This window comes from Hymenobacter sp. BT559 (assembly GCF_016427535.1).
In the GTDB taxonomy this organism is placed as follows: domain Bacteria; phylum Bacteroidota; class Bacteroidia; order Cytophagales; family Hymenobacteraceae; genus Hymenobacter.
Window position 1 is genome coordinate 1,333,673 of record NZ_JAELXV010000001.1, and the last position, 15,284, is coordinate 1,348,956.

General features: G+C 57.4%; 14 protein-coding genes. 8 read left to right on the forward strand and 6 right to left on the reverse strand.

The genetic code is table 11. The annotated features are described in order from the left end of the window. Window positions 1-87: 87 nt before the first annotated feature. From JAO77_RS05520 to JAO77_RS05535, 4 genes are all read left to right on the forward strand, one after another. Entirely contained in the window at window positions 88-2,640 is a 2,553-nt protein-coding gene (locus JAO77_RS05520; protein ID WP_198989290.1) for a PAS domain-containing protein, read from the forward strand. Between the two features lie 50 nt (window positions 2,641-2,690). Beyond that, window positions 2,691-3,095, forward strand: a complete 405-nt coding sequence (locus tag JAO77_RS05525; protein ID WP_198989291.1) for a response regulator — start codon at window positions 2,691-2,693, stop codon at window positions 3,093-3,095. A gap of 242 nt (window positions 3,096-3,337) precedes the next feature. Continuing rightward, window positions 3,338-4,093, forward strand: a complete 756-nt coding sequence (locus tag JAO77_RS05530; protein WP_198989292.1) for a GAF domain-containing protein — start codon at window positions 3,338-3,340, stop codon at window positions 4,091-4,093. Window positions 4,094-5,079: 986 nt separating this feature from the next. Further along, window positions 5,080-5,376 carry a hypothetical protein gene (locus JAO77_RS05535; RefSeq protein WP_198989293.1) on the forward strand — a complete coding sequence of 99 codons (297 nt, stop codon included), beginning with the start codon at window positions 5,080-5,082 and terminating at the stop codon, window positions 5,374-5,376. A gap of 18 nt (window positions 5,377-5,394) precedes the next feature. On the opposite strand, the gene JAO77_RS05540 is transcribed toward JAO77_RS05535, so the two are convergent. Genes JAO77_RS05540 through JAO77_RS05550 form a run of 3 tightly spaced genes read right to left on the reverse strand, consistent with a single transcriptional unit; the run spans window position 5,395 to window position 6,468 of the window. Then, entirely contained in the window at window positions 5,395-5,799 is a 405-nt protein-coding gene (locus JAO77_RS05540; protein ID WP_198989294.1) for a hypothetical protein, read from the reverse strand. Between the two features lie 23 nt (window positions 5,800-5,822). Beyond that, a complete protein-coding gene (locus JAO77_RS05545; protein ID WP_198989295.1) occupies window positions 5,823-6,194 on the reverse strand; it encodes a cupin domain-containing protein in 372 nt (123 codons plus the stop codon). Between the two features lie 13 nt (window positions 6,195-6,207). Next, entirely contained in the window at window positions 6,208-6,468 is a 261-nt protein-coding gene (locus JAO77_RS05550) for a Kazal-type serine protease inhibitor family protein (protein ID WP_198989296.1), read from the reverse strand. A gap of 167 nt (window positions 6,469-6,635) precedes the next feature. Here JAO77_RS05550 and JAO77_RS05555 point away from each other — a divergent pair, with 167 nt between their 5' ends. Both JAO77_RS05555 and JAO77_RS05560 read left to right on the forward strand, forming a co-directional pair. Next, the gene (locus JAO77_RS05555; RefSeq protein ID WP_198989297.1) at window positions 6,636-7,187 is read left to right on the forward strand and encodes a CsbD family protein; all 552 of its coding nucleotides are present in this window, start codon (window positions 6,636-6,638) and stop codon (window positions 7,185-7,187) included. Between the two features lie 148 nt (window positions 7,188-7,335). Further along, window positions 7,336-7,758, forward strand: coding sequence for a YtxH domain-containing protein (locus JAO77_RS05560; RefSeq protein ID WP_198989298.1), 423 nt, complete (start codon window positions 7,336-7,338; stop codon window positions 7,756-7,758). 364 nt (window positions 7,759-8,122) lie between these two features. On the opposite strand, the gene lysS is transcribed toward JAO77_RS05560, so the two are convergent. From lysS to JAO77_RS05575, 3 genes are all read right to left on the reverse strand, one after another. Beyond that, on the reverse strand, window positions 8,123-9,649 hold the full coding sequence (lysS, locus tag JAO77_RS05565) for a lysine--tRNA ligase (protein ID WP_198989299.1): 1,527 nt from the start codon (window positions 9,647-9,649) through the stop codon (window positions 8,123-8,125). A gap of 252 nt (window positions 9,650-9,901) precedes the next feature. Beyond that, window positions 9,902-11,008: a hypothetical protein gene (locus JAO77_RS05570; protein WP_235998215.1), complete on the reverse strand. Its 1,107-nt coding sequence runs from the start codon at window positions 11,006-11,008 to the stop codon at window positions 9,902-9,904. A gap of 328 nt (window positions 11,009-11,336) precedes the next feature. Then, entirely contained in the window at window positions 11,337-13,478 is a 2,142-nt protein-coding gene (locus JAO77_RS05575; protein WP_198989300.1) for a carboxy terminal-processing peptidase, read from the reverse strand. A gap of 235 nt (window positions 13,479-13,713) precedes the next feature. Between JAO77_RS05575 and JAO77_RS05580 the strand changes: the two genes are divergently transcribed. Continuing rightward, window positions 13,714-14,694 carry an ADP-ribosylglycohydrolase family protein gene (locus JAO77_RS05580; RefSeq protein ID WP_198989301.1) on the forward strand — a complete coding sequence of 327 codons (981 nt, stop codon included), beginning with the start codon at window positions 13,714-13,716 and terminating at the stop codon, window positions 14,692-14,694. A gap of 30 nt (window positions 14,695-14,724) precedes the next feature. After that, the gene (locus JAO77_RS05585) at window positions 14,725-15,270 is read left to right on the forward strand and encodes a protein-tyrosine phosphatase family protein (protein ID WP_198989302.1); all 546 of its coding nucleotides are present in this window, start codon (window positions 14,725-14,727) and stop codon (window positions 15,268-15,270) included. Window positions 15,271-15,284: the final 14 nt, after the last annotated feature.

Genomic DNA, 15,284 nt, shown 5'->3' on the forward strand with positions numbered 1-15,284 from the left:
GTACCGGCAGGCAGTAGCCAATTAGGTATCTTCGTCGCGGGTGCGCGCTACGCGCTGTCACACTTACTTCCGCGCTTTTCCTTACCAATGCTGCCTTCCGACGAACTAAGCACGGCGGCGCTACTGCATACGCTGCTAGACGTCTCGCTTACCGGCGTCATCCTTTTCCGGCCCGTCTACGACGCGGCGGGCACGACCATTGTAGACCTGGCCTACGAGCACCTCAACCCCGCTGCGCAGCACATGCTGCAGCTATCCGAGCGCCCGGGCGAGTCGTTTCTGACCCTGTATCCAAGCGCCGCTACCCAGGAGGGCGTGTTTGCGTTTTACCGCGATACCTTCTTGGCCGGGCACCTAGGGAAGCACCAGTTCAACTACCAGTACGATGGGCTGGATGGCTATTTCATGCTGTCGGCCCAGCGCCAGGGACCGCTGTTGGTCGTCAGCTTCACCGACACCAACAACCAGCCCCGCACGGCAGCCGAGCAGGCGCTGCGCGAAAGCCAGGCCCGCGAGCAGGCGGCCCGCCAGGAGGCTGAGCGCCAGCGCCAGCAGCTCTACAACATGTTTGAGCAGGCCCCAGCCATGATTTGCATCTTCGACGGGCCGGCGCATACCTTCCAGTTTGTGAACCCGCCCTACCAGGCCCTAGTGGGCACGCGGCCGCTGGTGGGCAAGCCCATTGCCGAAGCCATGCCCGAGCTGGCCGGCCAGCCCTTTTTTGGCCTGCTCGACCGCGTGTACCAGACCGGCGAAACGTTTTATGCCTCGGAAATGCTGGTGCAGCTCGACCACCACAACGAGGGCCGTGCTGAACTAGAGCAGCGCTACTACAACTTCATCTACCAAGCACGCCATAGCTTGGCGGGCGATATTGATGGCATTCTGGTATTTGCCTATGAGGTAACATCTCAGGTACGCGCTCGGCAGCAGGTGCAGGACCTCAACGAGGAATTGGCAGCCATCAACGAGGAGCTGCGCGCCAGCAACGAAGAGTACCTGCTCGCCAACACTGCCCTGAGCCTAACCCAGCAGGAGCTACAGGCCCTGAACCAAGAGCTAGAAGCCCGGGTGCAGCGCCGCACCAAGCAGCTGGCCGAGGAGCGGGAGGGCTTCTACCAGATTCTTACCCAAACGACGGCCGCTGTATGCATTCTGCGCGGGCCCGAGCATCGGTTTGTATTTCGCAACCAAACCTACGAGCGGCTTTTTCCCGGCCGCGGCCAGCAGGGGATTAGCGTTGCGGAAGGATTCCCGGAAGTGGCTATGCAGGGTTTTACTGAGCTGCTGGACAAAGTGTATACCACGGGTGAGCCGTACTACGGCTACGAGGTACCAGTTCGGCTGGCGCAGCCCAATGGGCAGTCGCAGCTCTTTTACCTAAATTTTGTGTATTCGGCCTACCGCGAAGCCGGGGAGATTGTGGGCATCAGCGTTTTCGCCTACGACGTGACGGAGGGCGTAGTAGCCAAGCAGCAGCGCGAAGCCCAGCAGCGCCAGCTACGAGAGTTGTTTGAGCAGGCCCCGGTGGCCATCGCCATCTTCCGCGGGCCAACGTATGTGATTGAGTTTGCCAACTCGGCGGTGTGCGTGATGTGGGGGCGCACGCTTGAGCAGACCCTAGGTACCCCGTTGTTCGAACTGCTGCCCGAAGCGGCAGGCCAGGGCTTTGAAGCGCTACTCGATGGCGTGATGGCTACCGGCGAGCCCTTCGTGGCCCACGAGCTGCCTTCCTACATCGACCGCCAGGGCCGCCGCGACCTCGTGTATTGGGACTTTGTATACCAGCCGCTGCGCGAAGGCTCGGCGCAGATTACGGCCGTGACCGTGGTGGCTACCGACGTAACTGACCAAGTGCGCGCCCGGCAGCAGGTGCAGGACCTCAACGAGGAGTTGGCCGTCATCAACGAAGAGCTGACGGCCACCAACGTAGAGCTCAGCGAAACGAATACCCGCCTCACGCGCACCAACGCCGACCTCGACACCTTCGTGTACACGGCCTCGCACGACCTCAAGGCCCCGATTACCAACATCGAGTCCATCTTGCTGGCCCTGCGCGAGCACCTGCCGCCTGCCGTGCAGCAAGAGCCGCTAGTGGGGCACCTGCTGCACCTGCTGGGCACCACCGTCGAGCGTTTCCGCCTCACCATTGCCCAGCTCACCGACCTCACCAAGCTGCAGCTGGTGCACGCGGGCCCCGCCGAGGCCGTGCCCTTGGCCGCCCTGGTGCAAGACGTGCTGCTAGACCTGCACACCGAGGCTGCTACGGCCCAGCTCACGGTGGCCATCGACCCCGACCTAGAGGTGCGGTTCGCTCCCAAAAACGCGCGCAGCATAGTATATAACCTACTCAGCAATGCCTTTAAGTACCGCGACCCCGCTCGCCCGTCAGTGGTGCAAGTGCGGGCTTGGCGCACGCCCCAGGGCGCGATGCTAGCAGTGCAAGACCAAGGCCTGGGCCTGAATGCCACTCAACAAAGCCGGCTTTTTGGCTTATTTCAGCGCCTGCACACCCACGTCGAGGGCACAGGCATAGGCCTTTATCTGGTGAAGCGCCTAATTGAAAACGGGGGCGGAACCATCGCCGTTGAGAGCCAACCTGGCGAGGGCACCACCTTCACGGTTGAATTTCCTACTTAAACTACTGGGTTTATCTTGCTGGCTGCTCGGTAGCTGGTGTATTTTCTGCTATGTCTAAGTTAGCTAATGTGTTGCTCGTCGACGACGACGCAACCACTAATTTCCTCAACAAGCTTTTGCTGCAAACCATGGGCATTGCCGACCAGTTGCTGGTGGCTGAGAATGGGATAGAGGCCCTGCGCATCTTGCGCCAAACCTGCAGCGAGCTGGTCGAGCCCTGCCCGCAGCTCATTCTGCTCGACATGAATATGCCCATTATGAATGGGCTGGCCTTCCTGGAGGCCTATGCCCAGCAGCCGGAGGTGCACCGCCACCCCACCGTTATCGTGATGCTGACTACCTCGCTGCACGAGCGTGACCTAGTGCGAGCCCAGGCGCTGCCCATTGCCAGCATCCTGAACAAGCCCCTAACACGGGAAAAGGTAACGGCCATCCTGCAGACGCACTTCGCTTAGGAGCACAAGCGGGCACAAGCTTTACCTAGGGCGCTACTACCCCCTGGCACTACGGCTGGTAGTGCTGGCTGGCGGCGCGCTAGCTGCAGTGTTATAGAAAAAAAATTAGAAGGCAGAGTTGAATTAGTGAAAAAATATACGAACCTTTACGAAGGTAACGTTGTGTGTAATAGAAATATAGATAAATTATAGAGGAAGTTGTATTTATTAGTCCTTTTGTTATTCTTTTCCAATATCCTGTTATGATGCCCTTACCTACCCCCCTGGCTAGCTTGCCCAGCGAAACCGAGCGCCTGCGCGCCCTGCACCACTACAATGTGATGCCCGCCCAGCAAGAGGCGGTGTTTGATGAGCTGGTGCAGTTTACCGCCCAGCTTTTTAGCCTTCCCATTTCCTTGATTGCGCTGGTCGACGCCGAGGAGGTAGCCTACAAAGCCAACCAGGGGCTGCCCGGCTTGCAGCAGCAGCCCCGCGAAGAAGCTATTTGCGCCATGGTTATTAGGCAGCGCACACCGTTAGTATTCACCAACCTGACTCAGCCCGAGCAACTACGGTGCCTAACGACCATGGCTTCGACGGCGGCCCAGGCCAAAAATCTGCAGTTTTACGCTGGTGCGCCGCTGCATACGCCCGTTCGCCACCTCATTGGCACGCTGTGCGTGATAGGCAACCAGCCGCGCAGCTTCGGCGCCGAGGAGCGGCAGTTGCTGGCGCAGCTGGCCGGGCTGGTGAGCGAGCTGATTACTATTCGGCACATTTGCCTGACGCACCAGAAAGTGACGGCGCACAACCAGTGGCAGTGGCTCCAGAACTTGTTTACGGAAGAGGTGCAGCAGCTGCGTGTGCTGACGCGCTACTTGCTTGCCGAGTTTGGCACCAAGACGCCCATGCCCATGGGGGTGCTTAAGCCCGTGGGCCGCCGCCTCGACGACCTGCACCTGTTGCTGCAGCAGCACCACCCTGGGCCTATCTGGTACTCGCCTGCCGCCATGGCCTAGGTGGATAGGGCCGGCAAGCAGCGCGTAGGAGGCTAGTGCTTGCGATGCTTGGGAGCAGCTACCTTAAAGCTGCCCCGCACGCGGCTTGGCTGGCCAGCGGCTGGCGGCAAACTGCCATAAAACCGGCCCGTAAACCCTCCGCTGGGCAGGCGGGTAAGCTTGCCGCGCAGGTCAGGGGTATAGCTTACGCTATTGTAGCTGTCTGCGGCCTAGTACGTGTATGTAAGAAGCGACAGGCGATAAGCTGCTTCGGGCGCATCATGTGGCTTCTCATAGCTAGCCAGAAATACCCCCTCCCCGGCACCAAGGGGACGGCGCCCGATTTCGACATCTAGGCCATCCTGGCTGCTCGGAGTGCCCATACCTGGGCTGGCTCGGGCTGGTACATAAAAACGCTGGTCTCTCAGGGTATAGCTGGCCGAGTTGTATACGTTAGGGGTGCAGGCGGCTAGCAAGAGAAAGCCCATTAGCAAGGGGGGACTTGCGCATGGAATAAGATAGGGAAGAATGTGCTTGCTAAATAATCACAAAGAATAGGATTTTTTAGCGAAGTTTATGGGTGAAAAGCTAGTGCCGATAGCCCTTGCAAATTAGGTGCTGAACTTAATGACTGCGCTACAACTGCCACCATCCAAGGGCTAAGTGCGAGGGGCAACCAACTATTTTGAAAAATTGCAAAAAAAGTTGTGTAAGACAAGCTAAAAGGCCAGAAGCTTGTAAGTTGGAAGGCTGTACTTGAATTTTAGTAAGCTAATACGCTAATCACACGTCGATAGTATCATATACAATAGAATAACTGGCATTTTTCTGGGCCATCTATCAGGCGGTATTCTGTATTTTAACCTTAAGCGTTTGTAGTATTTATTGCCAATTATCAGGTGGTAATGATGGAGGCGTAACTGTTTAGCTAAGGCCTTGCTGCAATAGGATTATTTGTATTAATTTGGCCTTTGTATCCGCTTCTCACTATTTGATTTTTTTGGCCCGTGCACGCGTTCTCTCACTCCGCTCAGTCCGACGATACCGTTTATAAGTTTCGCCTCAATGGCTGCGCTATCGTGCTGGTGTTGCAATGCTTGGTGATGACGCTGCCCACCATGAAGTTTTTGCAAGTGCCCGTCGTGAGCGAGTGGTCTTGGCTCTGGGTTACGCTGCCCATCTGGTCGCCGAGTGTATTGCTGGCTGTGGTGCTGGCCGGAGAGAAAATTATGCAACTAGCTAACAGCAAAGTTGCTAGCCCAGTACGCAGCCTGGTAGTAGAACCTAGCCCCGCAAACTGCTAGCGCAGGCAGCGGGCCAGGCTATTCGCCCGCGGCCCAAGCCCTAGCTTCAATTGGCGAGGTGAAGTGCCGAAACTCGTAGTTCAGGCCCGGCACGGCCGATTGGTACATGCCATTGATGGTAAGCCGATTCAGCACTTCCTCCGATTCGAGGTGCGCGAAGCGTACTAAGCCCAGCTCAGACAGCGGAGCCAAAATAGCTTGGTGTGCCCACTCCAGGTCTTTGGGGCGCACAGCCCCTAGGTGGCGGTCGTCGGCCACCCAGCCTGTGATGTGGTGCAGGCGCGCCAACCGCAGCGCTTCCGTGAGGGCACTGCGAATATCGGCGCTCCCGGCAAAGCCCAACCATTGAGTTTCCAGCACGTTGCGGGTGCCGGTGTGCAGCAAAATATTCAGGAAAGGGTAGGTAGCGAGTGTAGTAGCCATGCGGAAGGAGCCTAGAGAGGCGCTTATTCTTCCCGGTGTACGGTAGCTGGGCTAAAAGCAGGCACGCACACCGACCAATATTCGCATTCGGTGTCGAAGGGATTGGAATAGCGCACCCGGGCGCCCGCCCGAATCAGCAGTGACTCACCGGCTTGCAGCTCTACCACGTCGCCGTCGATTTCGAAGCGCTTGCGCCCACGCACCACGATGGTTATCTCATCAAACTCGGGGCGCTGGTGCGGCTCGCTCCACTGGGGCGGCGCCACCATGTGGGCCAGGCTATACTGGCCGGTGCCGGTGCTGGCCAGGCCCACGTGCTCCTCGATGAGCTTGCCATCGGTGGTGGGCACGCGAAATGGTTGAGGGTTGCGGAAGTAGTTTTTAGGAGCAGACATAAGCTAGAAGAACTTAGGGGCGGGTAGGGCAGGGGCCCTGCGTGAAAGTGCGCACCCCAGCATTGCGAGCCACGCAGGGGTTGGAGTACGTTTTGCCATCGCAGCTGCACACGGGCGCATACTCCATGGTGCAAATACCGTTGGGGTTAATGCGGGCCGGGTCGATGCAATCGGCTACGGGCGACGTGGCCTGGGCTGCGGGGCGCTGGCAGCCTAGGGCTAACAAGGTAGTAGCCAGCACGCCTAGGGTACTGGCGCGGAATAAATGTGCCATAAGTGAAGGCAAAGTAATGGCGAAGTGGTGAAATGGCTATTTCCGCCGAAAATTTGCCGGTGCTGCCCAACCCCTCTGAGTAGGCCTCGTATAGCTGCCTACCAACAGGCAAAAGGGCTCCCTTCCTTGCGCCTCCCAAAACACCTTACCACCTTTTTTAACTTCCCATGTCGTACCGCGAAGAAGATAACAACGCAGGCAAAATTGTTCTCGCCGCCCTGGCTGGCGCTAGCGCCGGTATCCTGGCTGGCATCTTGCTGGCCCCCGATAAAGGCTCAGTAACCCTCGAGAACTGGAAAGGCGCCGCGAAAGACTATAGCAACAAGCTGGGCGACCAGTACAAGCAATACAGCGCAGACCTCGAAACCAAATTCAAAGGCCTGTCGGATAAACTCGAAGACCTCGGCATCCTAGGTGCCGGTGGCAGCCTCAACATCAAAGGCAACTGGGACGACATCAAAGGCAAGCTGAAGCAGCAGTACGCGCAGCTGACTGATGAAGATCTGACTTATGTTGAAGGCAAAGGCGACGAGCTGCTTGGCAAACTGCAAGACAAGCTGGGCAAAGGCAAAGCTGAAGTAACCAAAATCATCAACGACCTGACTGGTAAAGGTGATGACTTGGCTAGCAAAGCCAAAGATGCAGTAAGCGAAGGTGCTGACAAAGCAAAAGACGCTGCTGATAAAGGTGCTGATGCTGCCAAAGATGCCGTTAGCTAAGCCACTAGGCTCTAGCTAATAACAATACAAAACCCTGTGCCAATTGGTACAGGGTTTTTTGTGCTCCGTCTCAACCTCGGAGGCTTCTTCGCCGTTAGCCTGCTACTTTAGTTTTCACTTCTTACTCACCCTTTTACCTCTTTCACCCATGCCCAAAGACAACGGAAAAGTTATTGTTTCGCTGCTGGCTGGCGCTACGGCTGGCATCGTTACGGGCCTGCTACTAGCCCCCGAGACCGGCGAAGACCTGCGTAAGAGCCTGCGTGAGGCGGCCGGCAAGTGGGGCGGCAGCCTCGGCAAGCTTGCTCAGGAAGCCCTAGGCAAATTGCAGCAAACGGAGCCCGGTCACACCAATCCCGATGCGGCTGTGAGTGAGGACCGCGACGCGGCCGATGCCCTCTTCAACTCGATGAGTGATAAGCGCCCAGCGGGCAGCGCCGAGCCCGGCGACCTCACCACCAGCGCCACCGGCAATGGCCGCTCGATAGGTGGCGACGACTATGCTGCCGATGATAATACCCTAGACTACGACGGCGATGGTAGTGATGGTCGCCACCGAGGTATTGTATAACAAGTTGTTAGGTGTGCGTCGCAGAAATAATTTAACTATTTTTGCGGTCTTTGTAACCCCACTGGCAACACGCCGTTAAAGACTATACAAACGGCTTAAGTTTCAGACCTTAGGACGTTGGTCGTAAAATTGCCGATTATAGGAGCTTCTGCTGGTAAGTGGTTTAACATGCCAGTCGTAAAATCAGATAATCCATCGCAAGCTTCTGCCAACTAGCTCTGGTTTAGATTTGGTTAGCTGTTTAAAAGAAACGCCCGGTACTTTCACAGTACCGGGCGTTTCGACTTTTATAGCAAGCTATACAAATGCCCTAGGTTGCCTTAACCCGACTAGTATCAGGCTAAGGTAACCTAGGGCATTTGTGCTATAGCGCTTCAGGCCGCATCTGCGGGAAGAAGAGTACCTCCTGAATAGAAGGCGAGTTGGTCATAATCATGCTTAGGCGGTCGATGCCGATACCTAGGCCGGCCGTAGGCGGCATGCCGTACTCTAAGGCGCGCAGGAAGTCGTCGTCGAGCACCATGGCCTCGGTGTCGCCGCGCTTGCCCAGCTCCAACTGGTCTTCGAAGCGCTGGCGCTGGTCGATGGGGTCGTTGAGCTCCGAGAAAGCGTTGCAGATTTCTTTGCCATTGCAAATGGCTTCGAAGCGCTCCACGAGGCCCGGGCAGTCGCGGTGCTTTTTGGCCAGCGGCGACATCTCGACGGGGTAGTCGGTAATGAACGTGGGCTGGATGAGCTTGGGCTCGACGTGTTCGCCAAAAATCTCATCAATGATTTTAGCTTTGCCCATGCTGGGGTCGAGCTCCACATGCAGCTTGGTAGCCGTTTTGCGCAGGGCGGCCTCGTCCATTTCGCCGATGGCCACGCCAGTGTACTTCTCAATGGCCTCAAACATGGTGTAGCGCTGCCAGGGACGCTGGAAGTTGATGAGGTTGTCGCCTACCTGCACCTCGGTTTTGCCGTGCAGCTCCAGGGCCACGCGCTCCACCATTTCCTCTACTAGGTCCATCATCCAGGCGTAGTCTTTGTAGGCTACGTAAAGCTCCATCTGGGTGAACTCGGGGTTGTGGAAGCGCGACATGCCCTCGTTGCGGAAGTCCTTCGAGAACTCGTACACGCCATCGAAGCCGCCCACAATGAGACGCTTGAGGTACAGCTCATTGGCAATGCGCAGGTACAGCGTCATGTCCAGCGTGTTGTGGTGCGTCTTGAAGGGGCGCGCCGCCGCGCCGCCGTACAGGGGCTGCAGGATGGGCGTTTCTACTTCTAGGTAGCCTTTATCATTCAAATAATTGCGCATGGTCTGCACCAGCTGCGTGCGCTTGATGAATGTCTCGCGCACATGCGGGTTCACCACCAAGTCCACGTAGCGCTGGCGGTAGCGCTGCTCTGGGTCCGAGAAGGAGTCATACACCACTTCTTCGCCGGTCACCTCGTCTTTCTTGGTTTTCACTACCGGCAGCGGGCGTAGCGACTTTGCCAGCAGCTTTAGCTCGGTTACGTGCACCGAGATTTCGCCTACCTGCGTGGTGAATACATGACCTTTCACGCCGATGAAGTCGCCTAGGTCGAGTAGTTTCTTGAAAACGGTGTTATACAGCGTCTTGTCTTCGCCGGGGCAAATCTCGTCGCGGTTGATGTAGAGCTGAATGCGGCCCGATGAGTCCATGAGCTCGGCAAACGAGGCCTTGCCCATCACGCGCGACGACATCAAGCGCCCGGCCAGCGATACTTCCTGAAAGTTGTTGAGTTCGGGGCGGTAGTTGTCGAGAATTTCCTGCGCGGAGAAATTCACGTCGAACAGCTCCGACGGATACGGCTCAACGCCAAGCTCTTGCAGTTGCGTCAGTTTCTGGCGGCGCAGTTGCTCTTGTTCACTAAGATGGTGCATAGGTTGTCAGAACCACGGATTCGTCGGATTTTTCGGATTACGCGGATTTTGTAGACTAGTACTCATCGGCCGGTAATCTAATAAATCGTTGTATTGCTTACGATAAGCAAAAGCAAGTTTGGCGTGGTTGGTAAGTTGAAAGTGAGTTGCAAAAGTACAGCACGAAAAAAGCCGCTCCGAAAAGGAGCGGCTTCTTACAGCTACAAAATCCGCGTAATTCAAAAAATCCGACGAATCCGTGGTTCTGACAACCTAGGCAGCCATTTTGAGAGCGGGCTCGGGCTCGGCGCCGAGCAGCGTGGGTTGCACCCGCGTGCGCAGGCGCTCCTGCACAAAGCCACCCTGCAAGTGCGTAGGCAACTCGCGCACCAGCTGCTCGTAGCGCTCCAGACCTAGGGCCTTGGCCACGTAAGTTTCGTGCACGCCGTTGAGGTAGCTCACGATGTTGAGCAACGAGCTGTGGAACAAGCGGAAGTCGATGTCGGCCTCTACGTAGCGCTCAATCTCGCGGCTGTTCTGCGAGATGCGCAGGCGACCAAGCAAGTCGAAGATGGTGGTATAGCCCAGGCGCCAAGTAATCTGCTGCCAGTGAGAGGCGGTCCACTTATCGAGCGGGCGACCGGTCTTCTGACTGCGGATGGCGGTGTTAGGGTTAGCCTGCACCTGCTGGCGCGTGCTGATGGCTTTCTGCTTGCGCGTAGTGCGCAAGAACTGCCCAATCTGGGCCTGGGCGTCAATCTCCTGCGAGGCGATGTGCAAGCCAGCCTTGTAGCCAGCCAGCGGCAGGCGGTGAATCGAAAAGTCACCGTAAGCTCCAGCAGCGTAGAACGATACGGGGCGCGGGTACGCATTCTTCACTACCAAGCGGCCCACCTCGCGGCGAATAACTTGGCCGTTGTTGGAACGCACGCCGGTGGTATAGAGAAAGGCTTGCAAGCCCGAAAGAATGGTGTGGTAGGCCTGCGGGAACGTCCAGTGCAGGGCGTTACGCAGGAAGTTGTCGTCACCGAGCTCGGCGGTGGCGCGCAGGGCATACTCAGTGCTCCAGCAGGTATGCAGCAGCTTGGTGAGTGCAGCCACATCAGCGTCGTTGAGCTCGGCTTGGTGCTGGCGGAAGTAGGGCAGGTGACCTAGGCCACCCAGCGGGCCCTCGCCGTCTTGCAAGTGGTAGTTAATGGCAAAGAAGTAGTTGAGGAACACCTGCGCCGGAATAGAGCGACGCCAGTTTTCATCAGCAAGGCGCTGCTGCTCCTGCTCTTCGGGCGTGAGCACGGCTTCGGCAGCGGCTACAGTCATCGGAGCCTGGTAGGGCTCGGTGGGGATGAGCGGGATAATGCGGGCTTCGGTTTTAGTAGTCATACCAGATAAACCCGTAGCCAAGAAAATTAGTTGCTATTTACTAAAAATAATCGCAGATTCGAACGGATTTTTAGGATGTAACAGATTCGGACGTTAATCGGCTTTATTGGGTTGTGAAAGCCGTTTTTAAGGAAAGATGGCAAGTGAAATAATAGACAACAGCTTTGCTTTCATCCAGACGCTGAAGTAGGTCGATTTGCTAAAAAAATAAGCAATAAAAAAGGCTGCCATTCAGCAGCCTTTTTTATTGCTATTCTATTCTTGCTTAGTCAGCCTGCCCGAGGCAGGCGTATCCGTTTAATCCGACAAATCCGTTTAAATCTGCGATTTACATTTGGTCCTTCAGTACGTTCACAGCTTCACCTAGGGTGATGTCCTTGTTCAGGCCGCGTGTGAATCGCATCGAGCGGTTGATTTTAACGGAGTCGCCGGCCAATGTCTTGGTATCAGCTGCCAAGGGCTTGATGACGAGCGGGGTAGCCGTCTTCTGAATGGTCTCGTACTTGTCCGAAACTGCCTTGAGGGCTTGTTGCTCGGCGCGGTAGGAGCTAAGTTTCAGCGACACCGTGTTTTCGTCTTTACGCTTACGCAGGGTTTGCACCAACTCGGTCATCTGCTTGAAGCTAGGGCTGGCAGCTACACGGGCTTTGCTATTAGCTTCGAGCTTAGTATAGTTAGGCTGCTGGTCCCAAACGCGGAAGGGGGCAGGCTTAATCTCATCCCACTTCAGCGGGTAGTCAGACTCCTTTTCGCCCTGGTCGAGGTATGAATAGATGTCAGGCAGCACGATATCGGAAGCTACCCCTTTAAACTGGGTCGAAGCACCGGTAACGCGATAGAACTTTTGCATGGTGAACTTGAGCGAACCAAAGGGCTTGAGCGAGTTCAGTTCGGCGGGCAGCGTCTCATCGAGGTCTACCACGCGCTGCACGGTGCCCTTGCCATAGGTGCTGGCAGTGCCCATGATAATGCCACGCTTGTAGTCCTGAACGGCAGCAGCCAGAATCTCGGAAGCCGACGCACTGTGCTTGTTTACCAGTACCACGAGCGGGCCAGTGTATTGCACGCGGGGGTCCTTGTCGTTGAGCACTTGTGTCATGCCCTGGCTGGAGTGCACTTGCACCATGGGACCGCTAGGCATAAACAGACCGGCCATTTCAACGGCATCAGTAAGCGAGCCGCCACCATTTTCGCGCAAGTCGAACACCACGCCCTGTACGCCTTCGGCGTTGAGCTTAGCCAGTTCTTTCTTCACGTCATCGGCCGACGAGCGGCCGCCGTTGTTATTAAAGTCGGCATAGAAGCCAGGCAGGCGCAGGTAGCCAATTTTCTTGCCACTCGGGTCGTTAATAACGGCCGACTGAGCATAGGTTTCTTCGTTGACCACCACATCGCGGACGATGGGGATAACCTTGGTCGAGCCGTCGGGCTTTCTCACCGTCAGGCGCACCTCGGTGCCCTTCTTGCCTCGGATGACCGTCACGGCCTTGGCAGAGGTCCAGCCCTCGATGCTCACTGGCTCGGCGGCACCTTGGGCCACGCGCAGAATGGCATCGCCTTTCTTGAGCTGGCCTTGGCGGAAGGAAGCTGAGCCCGGTACGATTTCCTCAATATAAATCAGACCATCTTTCGGGCGCAGGATTGCTCCAATACCTTCCATCCGGCCCGTGAGTTGGTAGTCGAACTCCTCCTTGTCTTTGGGCGCGAAGTATTCGGTGTGTGGGTCGTAGGTATTGGCGATGGTGTTCGCGTAGCTGGCCAACGTCTCATTGGCGTCGGGCAAGTCAGCAAATTGCTCGTCGTAGTACTTCAGCACACGTTTGCGGGCCTCTACCTCCATTTGGGCGGGGGTGCGGTCGGGCTCGGCGGTAGCGGGCTCCTTGGCTTGGCTAGCGGTTTTGGCGCGGTCGTGGCGCTTGTCCTGCTCGTCCATCATCTCGGCCACGCGCGTCATGGTCTCGTACTTCAGCAGCTTGCGCCACTGCTCGCGCTGGTCGGCAGCATTGAGCGGGAAGGTAGCCTTCTCGAAATCAGTCTGAAACGTCTCGTCAGCGTCGAACGTGAAGGGCTGAGCCAGAATCTGGTGCGTCAGTTCCTGCACTTGCTTCGTACGCTCGGCCATGAGCTTAGTGCTCAGGTCCAGGAAGCCATGCGTGCCCGCTTTGGTTTCGTCGTCAATCTTGGTCTCGTACTGGCGGAGCTGCGTTACATCGGCCTGGGTCAAGAATTTCTTGCGGTAGTCGATGCGCTTAAGGTATAAGTCAAACACCCGCTTGCTGAACGCATCATCGATGCGCTCGGGCTGGTAGTGGGCCGAGGACAGGCCCTGCACCAGCGTACCTACCAGCACCTGCTCCTTGGTGGGCAGTGCCGTGGGGTCATTGTGCCGGTAAAAGCGGTAGGAGGCCAGTCCAAATACGGCCCCAACCATACCCGCATACATACCAATTTTAAAACGGGAGGAAAGCATCTAGAAAGAATAATAGTATGAAGAAGCCAAATGTAGGAGGCAGCAACCAACCTAGCACTATATACGATGAAAACGCCGCCAGAGGCCAGAATAGTGCCGACAAACGGTAGGAATAATCCCCTCGTGTTAGGCCAGGTGGGAGAGGCCCGTCGGTAGCCTAAAAAGCCCCAGCTTATGGCTGCCAAGCCCTTCCTTTGTTGAACAATAAACGCGCCACATTGGCAAACCGTTTTCTATGTCAACAACTCTGCTACTTGCCGCTCGCGCTGCCCTCCTAGGCCTGGCTGTAGGTGATGCCCTAGGGGTGCCCGTCGAGTTCATCGGCCGCGAGGCGCGGCGCCGCGACCCCGTACTTGCTATGCGTGGCTACGGCACCCACCACCAGCCCCCCGGTACCTGGTCTGATGACGCTTCGCTGACGTTTTGCCTAGCTGAAACGCTGGCCCGGCCGGGTGGCCGCACCGCTGCACCTGACTTAACTGACTTAGGCAGCCGGGCCATCAACTGGCTGGACAATAGTTATTGGACAGCTCATGGCGAAATCTTTGATGTAGGCAACGCGACCCGCGTTGCCATTCAAAATCTGCGCTCGGGTGTGGCACCCAGCAAAGCCGGTCCACGCTCAGAGTTTGATAATGGCAATGGCGCGCTGATGCGCATCTTGCCGCTGGTTTTTCATGACACTTGGCAGGCCGAAGAGCTGGACCTGAATGCTGCATGGCAACTGACCGAGGCGGTGGCAAGCGTCACGCATGGGCACCCTCGCTCTACGTTAGGCTGTTTTATCTACCTGCTGGTGGCTCGCTATCTAGCGAAGGCAGCGTCAATAGCGGTAGCGTATGCAGAGGCAATAGAGGCAGCAAACAAATGGCTTCACGCGCAAGCCAAAGCAGCGGCTTTTTATGAATGGCCAAAATATGCGCAAGTGCTAGATGGAAGCCTACGTGCATTACCAGAAAGCGAAATCAAGTCTTCCGGCTACGTGGTCCACACGCTGGAAGCGGCGCTGTGGTGCCTGCTCACCCACGACACGTATGCGGCCACTGTGCTGGCCGCCGTGAACCTAGGCGATGACACTGACACGACCGGCGCAGTAGCCGGCGGCCTGGCCGGGCTGGCCTATAGCGAGGCGGCTATCCCGGCAGAATGGCTGGGCGCGCTAGCCCGCCGCGCCGACATTGAGGACCTGGCGACGCGGCTGAGTGGGCCGCAATAATTTACACAACTCTAATCCCTTCCTCAGATTATGCCTCAGCTACCGCCCCGCCCGCTGCCTAACTCCTACTGGGCCACACCCACCTTGCTGGCCTGCGAATATCCCGGTGCCCCCACGCCCGCCGAAGCTATTCCGAAGCTCGATGCACTGCTGGACGCCGGGATTCGCGATTTTTATGACCTGACCGAGCCTGGCGAGCTTGTGCCCTACGAGGCGTTGCTGCGCGAGCGGGCCGCCCACGCCGGGCTCGACCCAGCCGCTATTCGCTATCGGCGCCTGCCTATCCGCGACCTCGATTTGCCTTCGGCTCAGTGCCTGCAAGAGGCGCTGGCTGGCCTGGAGGCGAGTGCAGCTGCGGGCCGGTGCGCGGCCGTGCATTGCTGGGGCGGCATTGGGCGCACGGGCACCGTGGTAGGCTGCCACCTAATGCAGGCCCACGGCCTGAGCGGGGCCGAAGCGCTCGCCTACATCGCCCACGAGTGGCAAACGGTAGCTAAGCGCGACCGCGCCCCGCGCTCGCCCGAAACCGATGCCCAGATTGCCTTTGTCCGCGGCTACCAGCCGGCCGGGCAGTAGCCTGCCCTAGGTCC

Bases quoted from the DNA above. Each gene is read 5' to 3' on its own strand.
- JAO77_RS05520 (WP_198989290.1), top strand. From the start codon at position 88: ATGCTGCCTTCCGACGAACTAAGCACGGCGGCGCTACTGCATACGCTG.
- JAO77_RS05525 (WP_198989291.1), top strand. From the start codon at position 2,691: ATGTCTAAGTTAGCTAATGTGTTGCTCGTCGACGACGACGCAACCACT.
- JAO77_RS05530 (WP_198989292.1), top strand. From the start codon at position 3,338: ATGATGCCCTTACCTACCCCCCTGGCTAGCTTGCCCAGCGAAACCGAG.
- JAO77_RS05540 (WP_198989294.1), bottom strand. From the start codon at position 5,799: ATGGCTACTACACTCGCTACCTACCCTTTCCTGAATATTTTGCTGCAC.
- JAO77_RS05545 (WP_198989295.1), bottom strand. From the start codon at position 6,194: ATGTCTGCTCCTAAAAACTACTTCCGCAACCCTCAACCATTTCGCGTG.
- JAO77_RS05550 (WP_198989296.1), bottom strand. From the start codon at position 6,468: ATGGCACATTTATTCCGCGCCAGTACCCTAGGCGTGCTGGCTACTACC.
- JAO77_RS05555 (WP_198989297.1), top strand. From the start codon at position 6,636: ATGTCGTACCGCGAAGAAGATAACAACGCAGGCAAAATTGTTCTCGCC.
- JAO77_RS05560 (WP_198989298.1), top strand. From the start codon at position 7,336: ATGCCCAAAGACAACGGAAAAGTTATTGTTTCGCTGCTGGCTGGCGCT.
- lysS (WP_198989299.1), bottom strand. From the start codon at position 9,649: ATGCACCATCTTAGTGAACAAGAGCAACTGCGCCGCCAGAAACTGACG.
- JAO77_RS05570 (WP_235998215.1), bottom strand. From the start codon at position 11,008: ATGACTACTAAAACCGAAGCCCGCATTATCCCGCTCATCCCCACCGAG.
- JAO77_RS05575 (WP_198989300.1), bottom strand. From the start codon at position 13,478: ATGCTTTCCTCCCGTTTTAAAATTGGTATGTATGCGGGTATGGTTGGG.
- JAO77_RS05580 (WP_198989301.1), top strand. From the start codon at position 13,714: ATGTCAACAACTCTGCTACTTGCCGCTCGCGCTGCCCTCCTAGGCCTG.
- JAO77_RS05585 (WP_198989302.1), top strand. From the start codon at position 14,725: ATGCCTCAGCTACCGCCCCGCCCGCTGCCTAACTCCTACTGGGCCACA.